The 14,664-nt window shown below is 31.4% G+C and carries 15 protein-coding genes; 14 read left to right on the forward strand and 1 reads right to left on the reverse strand.

What is annotated here, in order from left to right:
• The first annotated feature begins 111 nt into the window (after positions 1–111).
• Positions 112–1,884 (forward strand): ABC transporter ATP-binding protein, encoded by a 1,773-nt coding sequence (locus tag EV196_RS17755; RefSeq protein WP_132219125.1) that lies wholly within the window; start codon positions 112–114, stop codon positions 1,882–1,884.
• Positions 1,885–1,895: 11 nt separating this feature from the next.
• A complete protein-coding gene (locus EV196_RS17760) occupies positions 1,896–2,414 on the forward strand; it encodes a DinB family protein (RefSeq protein WP_132219126.1) in 519 nt (172 codons plus the stop codon).
• Positions 2,415–2,487: 73 nt separating this feature from the next.
• On the opposite strand, the gene EV196_RS17765 is transcribed toward EV196_RS17760, so the two are convergent.
• Positions 2,488–3,696 (reverse strand): multidrug effflux MFS transporter, encoded by a 1,209-nt coding sequence (locus EV196_RS17765; RefSeq protein ID WP_132219127.1) that lies wholly within the window; start codon positions 3,694–3,696, stop codon positions 2,488–2,490.
• 121 nt (positions 3,697–3,817) lie between these two features.
• Between EV196_RS17765 and EV196_RS17770 the strand changes: the two genes are divergently transcribed.
• The 12 genes from EV196_RS17770 (at position 3,818) to EV196_RS17820 (ending at position 14,622) form a co-directional block, all read left to right on the forward strand.
• Complete coding sequence (locus EV196_RS17770; RefSeq protein WP_243652276.1) at positions 3,818–4,375, forward strand: Crp/Fnr family transcriptional regulator; 558 nt, start codon at positions 3,818–3,820, stop codon at positions 4,373–4,375.
• An 85-nt stretch (positions 4,376–4,460) separates the two neighbouring features.
• Positions 4,461–4,814, forward strand: a complete 354-nt coding sequence (locus tag EV196_RS17775; RefSeq protein ID WP_132219129.1) for a nuclear transport factor 2 family protein — start codon at positions 4,461–4,463, stop codon at positions 4,812–4,814.
• A 24-nt stretch (positions 4,815–4,838) separates the two neighbouring features.
• Complete coding sequence (locus tag EV196_RS17780) at positions 4,839–5,414, forward strand: YceI family protein (RefSeq protein WP_132219130.1); 576 nt, start codon at positions 4,839–4,841, stop codon at positions 5,412–5,414.
• A 145-nt stretch (positions 5,415–5,559) separates the two neighbouring features.
• A complete protein-coding gene (locus tag EV196_RS17785) occupies positions 5,560–6,567 on the forward strand; it encodes a zinc-binding metallopeptidase family protein (protein ID WP_132219131.1) in 1,008 nt (335 codons plus the stop codon).
• A 117-nt stretch (positions 6,568–6,684) separates the two neighbouring features.
• The gene (locus EV196_RS17790; RefSeq protein WP_132219132.1) at positions 6,685–7,296 is read left to right on the forward strand and encodes a DEAD/DEAH box helicase; all 612 of its coding nucleotides are present in this window, start codon (positions 6,685–6,687) and stop codon (positions 7,294–7,296) included.
• Between the two features lie 295 nt (positions 7,297–7,591).
• Positions 7,592–9,196 carry a helix-turn-helix transcriptional regulator gene (locus tag EV196_RS17795; protein WP_132219133.1) on the forward strand — a complete coding sequence of 535 codons (1,605 nt, stop codon included), beginning with the start codon at positions 7,592–7,594 and terminating at the stop codon, positions 9,194–9,196.
• A gap of 391 nt (positions 9,197–9,587) precedes the next feature.
• On the forward strand, positions 9,588–10,160 hold the full coding sequence (locus EV196_RS17800; protein WP_132219134.1) for an RNA polymerase sigma factor: 573 nt from the start codon (positions 9,588–9,590) through the stop codon (positions 10,158–10,160).
• A complete protein-coding gene (locus EV196_RS19955; protein ID WP_165876194.1) occupies positions 10,160–10,333 on the forward strand; it encodes a hypothetical protein in 174 nt (57 codons plus the stop codon). The genes EV196_RS17800 and EV196_RS19955 overlap by 1 nt, the downstream gene beginning before the upstream one ends.
• 30 nt (positions 10,334–10,363) lie before the next feature.
• Positions 10,364–11,191, forward strand: a complete 828-nt coding sequence (locus EV196_RS17805) for a mechanosensitive ion channel family protein (RefSeq protein ID WP_132219135.1) — start codon at positions 10,364–10,366, stop codon at positions 11,189–11,191.
• A gap of 192 nt (positions 11,192–11,383) precedes the next feature.
• The gene (locus EV196_RS17810) at positions 11,384–12,133 is read left to right on the forward strand and encodes a phosphatase PAP2 family protein (protein ID WP_132219136.1); all 750 of its coding nucleotides are present in this window, start codon (positions 11,384–11,386) and stop codon (positions 12,131–12,133) included.
• A gap of 595 nt (positions 12,134–12,728) precedes the next feature.
• Positions 12,729–13,247 (forward strand): lipoprotein, encoded by a 519-nt coding sequence (locus EV196_RS17815; RefSeq protein WP_132219137.1) that lies wholly within the window; start codon positions 12,729–12,731, stop codon positions 13,245–13,247.
• Positions 13,248–13,740: 493 nt separating this feature from the next.
• Positions 13,741–14,622, forward strand: a complete 882-nt coding sequence (locus EV196_RS17820) for an energy transducer TonB (RefSeq protein ID WP_132219138.1) — start codon at positions 13,741–13,743, stop codon at positions 14,620–14,622.
• The last annotated feature ends 42 nt before the right edge of the window (positions 14,623–14,664 follow it).

Below are 14,664 nucleotides of genomic sequence, written 5' to 3' on the forward strand. Positions count from 1 at the left end.
CACATTTAAAACCACTTTTTTAAAAGTGGTTTTTTATTTAAATTTATTTGTACAATACACCATTTAGAATGGTTATTTTTACTATACATTTTTATTACAAGAATTCTTAAAATGCGACACCTAAAAGAAACTTCAAAAAACACCGATAAAACAAAATCTAAAGTAACAATGGCCCAGGCTTTTAAAACCATAATTTGGCCCAGGCGTAATTTGGTTTTTATTGGGTTGATTTTAATAGTGATTAAAAGTATCTCCGGTTTAATTTTACCTTGGCAAAGTAAAGTGTTGCTAGATGAGGTGATACCAAATAAAGATTATACGCAACTTTACACCCTAATAGCCATTGTTTTAACAGCTATTTTAGTGCAAGCCGTTACCTCTTTTTTACTAACTCGCATTTTAAGTGTACAAGCACAGTTTTTAATTAGCGAATTGCGCGCACAGGTTCAAAAAAAGGTACTTTCATTACCTATTAGTTTTTTTGATAACACTAAATCGGGTGCTTTGGTATCGCGTATTATGAGTGATGTTGAAGGTGTACGAAACTTAATTGGTACTGGTTTGGTGCAATTGGTTGGTGGTAGTTTTACGGCTATTGTGTCGTTGGTTATTTTAATAAAATTAAATCCGTGGATGACGCTTTTTGTGTTCGTACCATTATCCGTTTTCGGATACATTGCGCTTCGTGCCTTTAAATACATTCGTCCTATTTTTAGAACCAGAGGAAAAATTAATGCTGAGGTTACAGGGCGTTTAACCGAAACTTTAGCCGGTGTTCGCGTCATTAAAGCTTTTAATGCGGAAGAGCAAGAACAAATTGTATTTGAAAAAGGCGTTGATAAACTATATCAAAACGTAAAAAAAAGTTTGACGGCAACTGCATTTATGACGAGTTCCTCCACTTTTTTAATAGGTGTTGCAACTACTGGTATTATGGGAATGGGAGGTTATTATATGATTATTGGTGAAATGACCACGGGCGATTTTCTATTCTTCACCCTAATTCTTGGTTTTATGATTGCGCCTATTGTGCAAATGAGTAATATAGGTAGTCAACTTACTGAAGCTTTAGCAGGTTTAGACAGAACCGAAGAACTCATGAATATGACAGCCGAAGAAGATAATGCACAGCGCACCATTCACTTAAAAGATTTAAAAGGAGAGATTACCTTTAAGGACGTGTCTTTTTCTTATGATGAAGGCAAAGAAGTATTGCACAACATCAATTTCACGGTTCCTGCAGGTACTGTTACGGCGTTAGTAGGAAGTTCGGGTTCAGGAAAATCTACTATGGCAGGGTTATCAGCCACGTTCTTAACTCCTAAATCGGGCATGGTGACTATTGATAACCAAGATTTATCGAAAGTGAAGTTAAGCACCTATCGAAAATATTTAGGCGTGGTTTTGCAAGATGAATTTTTGTTTGAAGGCACCATTCGTGAAAATATTATGTTTCCACGACCAGATGCTAGCGAAACCGAATTACAAAACGCTGTTAAAGCCGCTTATGTTAACGAATTTACCGATCGGTTTGATGATGGTTTAGACACCTTGATAGGTGAACGTGGCGTAAAATTATCAGGTGGTCAACGCCAACGTTTAGCGATTGCACGTGCTATTCTTGCTAATCCAAAAATCATTATCTTAGATGAAGCCACTTCGAGTTTAGATACAGAAAGTGAAGCTTTAATTCAGAAAAGTTTATCAGAATTAATAAAAAACCGAACCACTATTGTGATCGCCCACCGCTTAAGTACCATTAAAAAAGCAGATCAAATTTTAGTGATTGAAGTTGGAAATATTGTAGAACGTGGCACCCATCAAGAATTGATTGCTTTAGAAGGTAGATATTACGATTTATATACGTATCAAGCAAAAATTTAAAAAAGGTTATTATGAAAATTTCAGATATACAGCCAACCGAACATCATTCGTTTTATGGTAATTACTTGGCATTAGTGCCAAAAGATATAGAGTTAATAGATGGCTTTAAGAAAAGCTCTGAAGCGATTATTGATTTTTTTGAAAACATTCCTGCGGTCAAGTTGAATTATGCCTATGCAGATAAAAAGTGGTGTGTTAAAGAAGTGTTTCAACATTTAATTGATACCGAACGTGTTTTTCAATACCGTTGTTTTTGTATTGCCAGACATGATAAAACATCGCTACCAGGCTTTGAGGAAAACGATTATATAGAACCTTCACAAGCTAAAAATAAAAGTATAGAATCCCTTTTGGAAGAGTTTAAAGCGGTGCGACACAGTTTTATACTTTTGCTAAAGTCTTTAAATGATGAAGATTTAGAATGTATTGGTAATGCCAATGAAAACCCAATGTCTGCAAGAGCAGCAGCGTTTGTAATTTTAGGACATTACACGTGGCATATTAATATTATAAAAGAACGCTATTTATAGTAAGTTGGCGTTGAAATGATTCGGGTAATTATATTGTCTTGTAATGATTTTTTTTTCTAAATCATTAAATAACCTAAGCTAAGCTTATCACTTGGTTTTGTTTTTTCAACCGAAGAAACACCAGCAATGATAATACACCAAAAATAGAAAAACCAATAAACAGCGGTAATACAGATGTTTTAACAAAACTTCCTATAAAATTGGCAATAGGAACTGCCATAACGGTAGATATAAATCCGTTTAGTGCTGCACCAATACCTGCAATATGTCCTAAGGGTTGCATAGCCAAGGCTCTTAAATTTCCAAATAAAAAGCCAACAGAAAAAAATTGAAGAGCAAAAAAACCAATTAAAACGTAAATACTTGGGTTGTTTCCAGACCAAAACAAAACCACATATAGCAACGAAACCAAACAATAGCCAATAGTTGCTAAATACCCAAGGCGCAACATACCAAATTTAACAACTAAGGTGCTGTTTAAATACGTAGCAAGACCAATAGAGATTGACAAACTTGCAAATATGTATGGAAACATATCTGCTAAATTATATTGCGTTTCAAAAATTTGTTGCGATGTACTTAAATACACCATAAACGAACCTGTTATAAAACCAGAAATTAATGTATATGCAATAGCTTCAGGATATTTAAAAAATTCTTTAGCACCATTTACAAATAGATTTGGCGTCAACTTTATACGTTTCTTTTTTGGTAGTGTTTCTGGTTGGCGTTTCCAAAACCAATACATTATTAAAACACCAAAACCAAGATTGAAATAAAAAATAGCTTTCCAACTAAAGAAGTAAAGTAAAAAAGTGCCTAATGTTGGTGCAATTACGGGTACCATTATAAAAAACATGACCACAATAGAGGTTATTTTAGCCATATAATTACCGCTATACGAATCGCGAATCATTGAAATGGTTAAACTCCTAGGTGCAGCTAAACCAATACCTTGCAGTATGCGCCCAATAACCATTACCTCAAAACTTTTGGTGTTTACACATACAATACTAGCCAAAATGAATACTATAAATCCAAAAAACACCACAGGTTTTCTTCCCAAACTGTCTGATATGGGGCCAAATACTAATTGCCCAAAGCCAATGCCCAAAAAAATCATGGTTATAAGTAATTGGTTGTCGCTTGGGTTTTTAATACGTAGTGTGGTACCAATATCTGGTAATGCAGGCAAAAGCGCATCTATTGATAAGGCTACAATAGACATTAATGAAGCCATTAAAGCCACAAATTCAAATTTGAAGGTCTCTGTTTTTTGCATGCTGCAAAAATACCCTTATTAAATAAGTTAAAAGTTAATTTAGATTAATAAACCATTCATATATTGTTAAATTTGTAATCAAACCTATTTAAAGATGACAATTGAGCCACTTTTAAAATATATGAGTAATTACATAGATTTAACCTCTGATGAGGTTGTTTTTCTGGAATCTAAAATTACCGTTAGAAAATATTTAAAAGGACAATACATTGTGCAACAGGGTGATATATGTAAGTTTTCGTGCTTCGTACTATCAGGTTGTACCAAAACATTTTATATGGATGGAGAAGGGCAAGAGCATATTCTTATGTTTTCTATAGAAGATTGGTGGACTTCGGATATGGGTAGCTTCATTACCCAAACTCCCGCCGATTTTAATATTCAATGTTTAGAAAATTCAGAATTAGTCATGTTTTCTTATGATATTATTGAAGATTTATATCGTGAAATCCCAAAGCTTGAACGTTTTTTTAGACAAATAATAGAAAAGGCCTTTGTAGCGTCACAAAAACGTATTGTTAGAAATTTTAGTCTTTCAGCAAAAGACCAATATCTTTATTTTAGAGATCAATATCCTCTTATAGAGCAACGTATTCCTCAATATATGATCGCTTCTTACCTTGGTATTACTAAAGAATTCCTTAGTAAAATTAAAAGCCAGCTTATTTTAGAACAATAAATGTTAATCTAGTTTAATATTATTTAATAAACTAGGTCATTTTTTGTTGCGCATTTGTTTTAGATATTTGTACCAGTAATTTATTATGAATACTTTAATAGAAAAAATAAGCGCAGTAAACGATTTAATCCTTCAAGGAAAAGGGTTAGAAGCTTTTGACACCTATTATCATGACGATGTAGTAATGCAAGAAAATGATAATGAAGTATGTATAGGTAAAGAGATTTGTAAAAAGCAGAAACAAGCGTTTTACGCTTCATTAACCGAATTTAGATGTGCCAAACCATTAAAAGTAACTATAGGTGAAAAAACCACCATGGTAGAGTGGTATTTAGATTTCACACATAAAGAATTAGGGGTTAAAAAATTTACGCAAGTGGCTGTTCAAGAATGGAAAGACGGAAAAATTATAAAAGAAAAATTTTATTACGGATCATAAACTAAAAACAAAACAATAAGAAAAATGAAAAAAGCAATTAAAAGTTTAGCAATCGTCGCTTTAGTAGCGTTTACAACCTTCTCATTCACAAAGGCTGTTGAGAAAAAAGACATTAAAACCGATAAAAGTAAATTGGTTTGGAAAGGTTACAAAGTAACAGGTTCTCATGAGGGTACTATCGCGATCAAATCGGGGTCTTTAAGTTTTGATAACGATAAATTAGTAGGAGGTGAGTTCGTAATTGATATGACAACGATAAGCTCAACCGATTTAGAAGGAGAATATAAAGGAAAATTGGATAAACATTTAAAATCTGATGATTTCTTTGGTGTAGAAAACCACTCGACATCAACATTAGTATTTAGTAAAGTAACAGCTTCAGGTAAAAATTCATACAGTGTTACTGGCAATTTAACCATTAAGGGAAAAACGAACCCGATAACATTCACCGTTTCAATATACGGAAACAAAGCAACGGCTAATTTAAAGGTGGATAGAACAAAATACGATGTACGTTATGGTTCTACTAGCTTTTTTGATGGATTGAAGGACAAAGCTATTTACGATGAATTTGATTTAGTAGCAGATTTAGAGTTTTAATTACAGAGTGACTAATAGTTAGAAAAGAGCGTTCAAAAAAATGAACGCTCTTTTTGGTATAATTAATTCATCCAAGTTTAAATTAAAATATTACATTTGATTATAGCCAACCATTCTTAAATAAGCGTGTTTAAAATATACCACTATGAAAATTTTTGAATGTCCTAATTGTAAATCGCCTGTTTTTTTTGAAAACACCATTTGCGAAAACTGCAACACTTCTATAGGTTATAATCATTATTTGGATGCATTTGATATTCCTAATAACAATCAAGATAATTTTTCAAAGTTGTGTTCTAACTTTAATTTGGGTGTTTGTAATTGGTTAGTAGATAACAATGTAAATACAGAATTTTGTTTAGCATGTAGTTTAAACAGAACAGTTCCTAACAGGTCTAACACAGATCATTTTAATAAATGGGTTAAATTAGAAACTGCCAAACATCGTTTAATTTATCAGTTGTTAAAGCTTAAATTGCCTATTAAATCTAAATTACAAGATGAAAATGGCATTGCTTTCGATTTTTTATCAGAAAACAATAAAGAAAATGCAGTAACTGGGCATGCAGATGGCGTAGTTACCATCATACTTACAGAAGCAGACTCCGTACAACGCGAGCAATTACGAAAGCAAATGAATGAAGCCTATCGAACACTTTTAGGGCACTTTAGGCATGAAATTGGTCATTATTACTGGGAACTTTTATTTAATGACTCTAATATAGAATCGTTCCGACAGGTATTTGGAGATGAACGATTAGATTATAGCGAGGCTTTAGAAAAGCATTATAAAAATGGGGCTCCTAATAATTGGAATCAAAATTATATTAGTGAATACGCCACTTCACATCCTTGGGAAGATTGGGCGGAAACTTGGGCGCATTATTTACACTTAATGGATACCTTGGAAACTGCTAGTGGTTTCGGCATGTCGTTTTATCCCAATAAAGAATATGTAAAAAAACTAGTAATAGATACCTGTCCCAATCCGTATTTTACAGAAAATTTTAAAGATATTTTTGATGCCAGTATTGCTTTAACATGTGTAGCAAATAGTTTAAATAGATCGATGGGGTTACCAGATATTTACCCATTTATTGTACCCGACAAAGTGATACAAAAACTAACGTTTATTCATAATTTATTAAAATAAAGTGTTTAAAATATCTTTCAAAAGCATTGGGTTTAAAACATATTTATATTCTTACTAACAATTTCTAATTGAATTTTTAAAAGGTTACCTTTGTTTTTTATAAAACGAAATTCATCAATGTCATTCAAAAAAATAATAGAACCTCTTAAAGATAATTTACAACGTAACGGTATTACTAAGCCCAATCCGCTTCAAACGGAAATCCTTTCAAAAATAAGAGGAGGTAAAAGCTTGTTTGTAATTGCGCCTAAAAATGCCGGAAAAACAACAAGTATTGTAATTAGCGTTATCAACAAATTAAAAGCTGCTTTTGAAGATGCGCCCAGAGCTTTAATATTTGTAAAAGATAAAGAAGAATCTTTAAAGCTTGCTGAAATATTCAACACCTATTCCAAAGGAACCGATTTAAGAATATATTGTGCTTACGAAGAACATAACATGGAATTACAACGCGAAGAACTGTATTTAGGAACCGATATTGTGATAGCCACTCCAAAACGTTTAAATAGAATTTTTTATTTAAATGGCATCAACTTAAACAAGTTGCAAATGTGTATTGTTGAAGATGCCGAATTTTTATTTAGAAATAGCAATTTTGCCGAGGTTACCAGAACACCCGAAAGTATAGGAAGGTGCCAATATTTGGTATTTTCTGATAATTTTGACGATCGTTTTGAGCGTTGGCAAGACAACTTTATGCATCTTGCTGAAATTATAGAATTAGAGTAATTTTTTTAATACGTTATACTTTATTTTTTAACCAAAAAAGACTCTTATACTTTGGCAAATATTTTATTAAACCATACATAATCAATAAAATATGTGTATTTTGTTGAATTTCAAAACCCTAACAAGCAATATAAAAAAAACAATAAGGCACTTTCTTTTTAAAAATATTTTAGGTCTTTTAATAAGAAATTCTTAAAAAACAGTAATGATTTATATGTGTTTTTTGTTATTTTGCTTAAATAATTATTATTTAGAAGTATTTAATTAAACCAAACTATTTTTAATAGCACTTTTTTTGTTCAAGTCTCTCAACATTCATACAAATAAAATAGCATTATTTTTATGCTTTTTTGTGTTTTGTGTTAGCAGCTATTGCCAAAACGGAAAGCATGACCAATATATTCGTTTTGTAGATTCAGCAAAAATTTATATAAATGAATTCTCAAAAAAAGCCGAAGCGTTTTTAGATTCTATCCCAGAACCTATTGAAGATAATATCAAAGGACGTCTTGCCGATTATTATTCAATAAAGGCTTTGTTACATGGTGAATATAGTGAACATGCAGGCATCCATCAAAGTTATTTACAGGCACTTAAATATGCCGATAAAGAGAATAATTATAAACTGGCAGGTAACGCCTGTTTAGAACTGTTTTCTAACTTATTTTATGCTAGAAAAGATTCCTTGGCTAACATTTATTTAGACAAAGCTAAGACCTATTTTGAATTAGACAATAATGCTAACGGGCTTTTAGAAGTTGAACAAATGCATGCTTACGCCTACTTTTCAGATAGACATTTTAATTCTAGTAATAAATTGCTGTTAAAAAACTTAAACACCTATAAAAAGGTAGAAGAAGATGCCTATTTTTATATGTTTGCTACCTATATGCTAACTTCCAGCTATATTGAATTAGACAGCTTACCGAAGGCATACAAGTACCTAAATGAATTTGAAAGATTAGAAGCCAACCCTACTATCGTTAGCTTTAATTATGAGTCGTTTAGCATAGGAATTAACCTGTTGTTTGCCGAATATTATTTAAAACACGAATCAATAGATTCCGTTTCACACTATCTATCCCAAGCTGTAAAACAAAGGAATTCTATGAGTAATGATATGAAAAGAAAGTATTTCACCCTTAAAGCAGATACTTTCAAATTATTAGGCGATTTAAACAAAACGGAAATATACCTAGATTCTATCATCCTTTTAGAAAATAAAGTACACAATAAAAATTTAGAAGCTAGCATCGAAACAAACAATGTATTGCTAAAAACAGAATCAGATTTGGAAGATGAAAGTAAGAAGAAGTTTTGGAATGGTGTGTTGGCAGCAACTTTATTTTTCGTATTGTTTTTTTCAAGTATTTTCTATTTTATTTATTACAGAAAAAATAAGTATAAATTGAAAGATTCCTTAAATAAAGTGAAAAATCTATCTTACCTAAAATCAAATAATGAAAAACTAACCGGAAAGGTATTGGGTTTAGAGGAGTATATCGTTAATTTAAAAAAAGAGGTAAAAAATATTTCTACGATACACGAAGTGCCTGTTCAACGCGAAAAAATAAAAGACTTATATAAAAACTTACATCATAACTCATCAACACTTGTAGATAAAAGTGAAAATCATTTAGAGTTAATAAATATACTTAATGTTGAGTTTTTTAATAGTATAAAATCTAAATACCCACAGTTAAATGACTCTGAGCTAATTATATGTTATTATTTGTATATGGACTTTAAAAATAAGGAAATAGCAGTGTTTTTAAACATATCGGTAAGGGCCTTAGAAAGTAAGCGATACAGAATTTCTAAAAAAATTAACTTGAATACGAAAGAAACATCATTGGTTGACCATCTAAAAGATCTATTTAAAGATATTTCTTTAGTATAATCTAATATCAATTAAGTATTGTTTTTGTGCCTAAATCATTAAAAACAATCATTTACGTAGGTGCGTAGTAAATGCGTAGTATAATTTTAGTACATTTAACATCTATTGACAATATTTGCAATGCTATTAATCGATAACTGTTTTATCAGTGACCCATATACTTTTGTCTTTCTAAGTGGTTGGAATTTGGTTAAAATACAAAGCTTTTCTAGTTATTGTATTTAACCTAAAACAAAAGTTGTTATTGACAAAAAAGTTGTTTTAGGGATTATAAAAAAAGAGTCTTTGCTAAGGCTCTTTTTTTTTATTTTTTTTATTAAGAATATGTGACTTCCCAAAAGCATTTGTGTCTAAAACAAAAGATAAACAATTAAACTAGCGAAAGCTGCATTTGAAAACTCTAACCAACAGTACCGAACTGCCTGATGAAGATTTGGTAAAAGCCATTGTGAGCACTAACGACACATTGCTTTTCGAAATCTTGTACGATAGGTATTCCAGGTTGGTTTTTAATAAATGTTATGGTTTTGCCAAAGATGAAGAAGAGGCTAAAGATTTAACCCAAGATGTGTTTTTAAAACTCTTTGTTAAATTGGCAAGCTTTAAAGGCACTGCAAAATTTTCAACCTGGCTTTATGCGTTTACCTATAACCACTGTGTAAATTATGTTACCAGAAATACCGCAAAAAAAATTGAGAAACAATCGGTTGATTATGCCGATATAGAAAATATTTCAGATATAGAATGTGAAAGTGATTTTCTAACGATGAAAGTAGATAAATTACAGGCAGCTCTCGAATTAATTTCACCTGATGAAAAAATGATTTTATTATTAAAATACCAAGATTTCTTGTCTATTAAAGATATTGAAAGTGTACTAGGTATTGGTGAAAGTGCAGTTAAGATGAGAATTAAGCGTGCTAAAGACAGGCTTATAACCGTGTATAATGAAAACTTTAGCTAATGGAAAACCCGTTTAAGCATATAAACCAGCCACTCAAGGAAGTTCCGCCAGAGCTAAAAGCTAAGGTAATGAACGATATTGCCATGGCTAAGTTGCTTATGGATTTAGCAACCTTGTTTTCATACAATATTGGAAACGTAATAAACTCCGTAATAAGCAATAGAAAAAAGTAAAAAACAACCAACCCTAACAATATAAGTAAAATGGAAAAAGCAGTAGCATGGAAAGAGATAGCAATGGAATCTTTAACCAAAGTTTGGTTTGAAATTTCAAGCATATTCCCCAATATTATAGGAACCATAGTCGTTTTAATAATTGGTTGGCTTTTTGCTAAACTGGCTGTTCGCATTATAAAAAAGGTGCTAATACTTGCCAAGGCCGATAAATTAGATGCTACCATAAACGATATTGAAATTATTGAAGGTAAAAAGCTAAACTTCAATACTATAAAAACAGTTTCAATTTTTGTTAAGTGGTTAATTTATATCATGCTATTAATTATGGCATCCGATATATTAGGTTTAGAAATTATATCTAATCAAATAAGCGACTTTTTAAGTTATTTACCCAAATTATTCGCCGCATTAATTGTATTTATTGCAGGCTTGCTATTTGCTAACATAATTAAAAAAGGACTTAAATCTTTATTTGAATCTATGGAACTGTCTGGTTCTAAAATTATTAGCCAAATAGTGTTTTTTATTCTTTTAATTTTTATTTCAATTACAGCTTTAAATTTAGCAGGTATAGATACAGAAATTATTACCAATAACGTGACCATGATTCTTGGGTCGCTACTATTGGCTTTTTCTTTAGCATTTGGTATTGGTGCCAATAAGGTAGTTGGCGATTTATTAAGAACATTTTATGCCAGAAAAACTTATGAAATTGGACAAATAATAGAATTTAACAATGTAAAAGGTGAAGTCGTGTCTATTGATGGTATTACCATAACCTTAAAAACAGCCAGCGGAAAATTTATTATTCCCATAAAAGATATTGTAGAGAGTCAAGTACGTGTACAGGATTAACTTTAAGTTAGGGTTAATTTGGTTGGTTAATTGTCTGTAACCAGAAAAGCTCTCTACATGTTTTACAAACCTTTTCCATTTAGTTGAAAAGGTTTTTTTATGATCAATCGATACTAAATTATTGTGGAAGTTAGCCGTATTTAATGAATAAATGATACTTTCGTTTATGCTTTACTATAAAGTACCAACCACATGAAACCAACCTTTTTTATTGTTATTTTTTTACTGATAAGTTACACATCCAGAAGTCAAAATACCCAGAACGACTCTGTACCAAGTAGTAATACCACAACTTTTAAACCCAAAGCCTTAATAATACCAACACTTTTAATTGGTTATGGTGTAGTAGGGTTGGAGAGCCATACATTAAAGCTAGTAAATTCTGAAATAAGCGAAGAAGTAAAAGAGCATATTGACGATAAATTTACCATAGACGACATCTCTCAATACACCCCATTTGCCAGTGTGTACGCACTAAATGCATTGGGCATAAATGGTAAACATAATTTTAAAGACCGTACCATTATTTTAGGAACCGCCTACCTCATTATGGGTGGTACCGTTAACGTTTTAAAACATACGGGTACTGTGGTACGGCCAGATGGTAGTTCCAACAACTCCTTTCCATCGGGTCACACAGCTACGGCTTTTATGGGAGCCGAATTTTTAATGCAGGAGTATAAAGATACATCCATTTGGTATGGTATTACAGGCTACGTTATTGCAACAGGAACTGGCTTATTCAGGGTATATAACGATAGACATTGGCTTACCGATGTTGCCGCTGGTGCCGGTATAGGTATACTAAGTACCAAAATAGCGTACTGGACGCACCCCTTTATTAAAAAACACCTTTTAAAAGACAAAGAAACGCTTAACGCTATGGTGATGCCTTTTTATAATGGGCATGAAAGTGGTTTAGGGGTGATAGTTTCGTTTTAAATTGAATTATTAAGGAGGAAACTTATTATGAATTTCCATAACATTTTAACATTAAGGGGGCTTTTATAATCCTTAAAACACGCTATAAAAAAGTTTACAAATTAATGGTGAAATTAGATAGCTATGTATTTCAATTTAGCATAACTATTTGCTTATATCATACACATTATATATAGAAATGGGAAATACTAACAAAATTACTGTACCATAAGTAAACTATCAAGCCGTGATACATATTGACACTATTTGACACAAATTGAGACGATTTGGGACGATTTGAGACAAACGCTAAAAAAACGGGGGTTTTGTTCGAGTTTTGTTCGGGTTTTGTTCGTCCTTGGTTCGACCATATTTTGTTTAGTTGGGGGTTTGGCTGGACAATGGGGGAACGAAATTAAAATGACATTAAAAGAACGTATTATTTTGTAGGTAAACATTTAGTATATTTGTTTGTATGTAATACATATATAAGTAATTATTTATATTTACGTAGTAGTAAAAAAACACATTCTAGCACACTTATATGATGGATATGTGAAATAAAAACTGTATTACACCGTAGTTTTGTGTAATTAAAAAAAATGAAAGATTACTTATGAAAAAAATCATCCTCCTTGCTCTTCTAAGTTTTATCCTATCAGGGTGCTCTCAAAACTTATTTAATTTTACACTTATATCAACTAAAAGTGTTGAACTTGAAAAGTTAAGTTCATTAAAAAAGGCTTCTGAAAAAGTTACAGGTGAAGACAAGTCAAGATGGATAATTATTATTCCAACGAGGATGGTGAAAATTGATCAAGCAATCACCAATACTATAGATGCAATACCCGGATGCCTAGCATTAATGGATGGGGTTGTTTATTCCAAATTTTGGTTGATTCCTTACATATACGGAGAACAAAAATATGTTGTTGAAGCAACTCCGCTTATCGATCCTTCTTACTCCCAAGTTGCCGACACATTATCTAAATATAGTCGTGTAATTCTTGATAAAGAAGGAAAGATAGATTTAATTGAACCCATTTCTAAAGCTAAGTATTTAGATGAAAAAAAGAAAGTTGTACATAACGCTAATAAAGAAAATAAAAGTTACACACAACAAAGTGGTATATAAAAATAGTTGTTTTTCGCCCAACTAAATGTTTGCTACCTTCTAATTTTCCTTCAAAAAATCCTTGCCCACAAACATGCAACCTTCTTTGTAAATAAACCTTACAACCCCGCTACCGCACGATTGCATCGTGTGGTTAGTACATAAAAAAGAACTATAATTAATATAAAGAAAAAAATATAAAATAAAAGTATGAGTAGAAATTATAAATTCACAATCCAGAGGGGTTTGCATTTTATCAGTTTTTCTGTAGTAGGTTGGCTCGATGTCTTTACCAGAAACGAATATAAAGATTTGTTTTTGGAGAGTTTGGTGTATTGTAAAAAAAAATAAAGGTATATTTTAAATATAATAAACAAAATCGCACAATACAATTATGCGGCAGCGAAGGTAGCAGGGGTATTTGCCAGTTTATTATTTCACTTTGAAAAACCATCGCACACAAATTGTAACTATACTTACACAAAAAAGTTACCCAAAATTTCAAAAGAACATTATGAAATATAAATTACTAGTAATTTCAACTTTAATCTTTAGCCTTTTTACAATGGCTCAAAACTTGAATGACGAAATAATAATGGGAGAATGGAAAGCTATTAATGTTGATATTCCAAATTCTGAAGACGTTCCACAAAAAGAAGCTTTAAAATTAATTGAGGATGCTTTTTTAGACTCAAAATTTAATTTTAAAGGGAATAAAGTTTTTCGGATTAAATACGGAAAGTTAGGCGATGAAAGAATGAAAGAACTGTTCTTTCTTGATAATCAAAATTGGATAATAAAAAATTCCCAAATTCTAATTGGAACAGAAAGTGATGGATTTTCTGCAATGCATATTACTTTCCATGAAAACAATGGTAAAATCTATTTCATTTTGCCTATGATTCGATTAGAAATGGAAAAACTGAGTAACGATAAGCCTTCAGAACCTAAAGTTGTTGAGTCAAAATCAGGAAAAACAGAAAGTGCTGATTACTCAAAATCAGAAATAATAACTAAAGAAATTGATGAATCTCAAATGGTAGAATTTGACCTAGTTGAAAATCCACCATTAGCACCTGAATGTAAATCAAAATGGAACGTTGATAAAAGAAAAGATTGTACAAGTAAATATATCAATATGCACCTAATTAGGAAATTCAATACTAATTTAGCGCAAGAGGCAAATGTAACAGGTAGGATTAGAATTAATATTGAGTTTGTAATTGATATAAACGGAAAACCAATAAACATTACTGCAAATGGGGGACCAAAAATTATGAACGAAAATGCAATTGAAGTTATCGGATTATTACCAAATTTAAAAGCAGGAACAAAAAATGGAAAACCAGTAAATGTTTTATATAAAATGCCTCTGGTTTTTCAAATTGCGAATTAAAAAAAGAAGTGTTCAAAAATAATTAATAGAAAATAAACCAAA

The sequence above is a fragment of the Mariniflexile fucanivorans genome (genome assembly GCF_004341235.1).
GTDB classification, from domain to species: Bacteria; Bacteroidota; Bacteroidia; order Flavobacteriales; family Flavobacteriaceae; genus Mariniflexile; species Mariniflexile fucanivorans.

Excerpts from the sequence above, each read along its gene's own strand:
- EV196_RS17775 (WP_132219129.1), top strand. The coding sequence starts at position 4,461 with ATGAATACTTTAATAGAAAAAATAAGCGCAGTAAACGATTTAATCCTT.
- EV196_RS17785 (WP_132219131.1), top strand. The coding sequence starts at position 5,560 with ATGAAAATTTTTGAATGTCCTAATTGTAAATCGCCTGTTTTTTTTGAA.
- EV196_RS17760 (WP_132219126.1), top strand. The coding sequence starts at position 1,896 with ATGAAAATTTCAGATATACAGCCAACCGAACATCATTCGTTTTATGGT.
- EV196_RS17815 (WP_132219137.1), top strand. The coding sequence starts at position 12,729 with ATGAAAAAAATCATCCTCCTTGCTCTTCTAAGTTTTATCCTATCAGGG.
- EV196_RS17790 (WP_132219132.1), top strand. The coding sequence starts at position 6,685 with ATGTCATTCAAAAAAATAATAGAACCTCTTAAAGATAATTTACAACGT.
- EV196_RS17805 (WP_132219135.1), top strand. The coding sequence starts at position 10,364 with ATGGAAAAAGCAGTAGCATGGAAAGAGATAGCAATGGAATCTTTAACC.
- EV196_RS19955 (WP_165876194.1), top strand. The coding sequence starts at position 10,160 with ATGGAAAACCCGTTTAAGCATATAAACCAGCCACTCAAGGAAGTTCCG.
- EV196_RS17780 (WP_132219130.1), top strand. The coding sequence starts at position 4,839 with ATGAAAAAAGCAATTAAAAGTTTAGCAATCGTCGCTTTAGTAGCGTTT.
- EV196_RS17820 (WP_132219138.1), top strand. The coding sequence starts at position 13,741 with ATGAAATATAAATTACTAGTAATTTCAACTTTAATCTTTAGCCTTTTT.
- EV196_RS17810 (WP_132219136.1), top strand. The coding sequence starts at position 11,384 with ATGAAACCAACCTTTTTTATTGTTATTTTTTTACTGATAAGTTACACA.
- EV196_RS17770 (WP_243652276.1), top strand. The coding sequence starts at position 3,818 with ATGAGTAATTACATAGATTTAACCTCTGATGAGGTTGTTTTTCTGGAA.
- EV196_RS17765 (WP_132219127.1), bottom strand. The coding sequence starts at position 3,696 with ATGCAAAAAACAGAGACCTTCAAATTTGAATTTGTGGCTTTAATGGCT.
- EV196_RS17755 (WP_132219125.1), top strand. The coding sequence starts at position 112 with ATGCGACACCTAAAAGAAACTTCAAAAAACACCGATAAAACAAAATCT.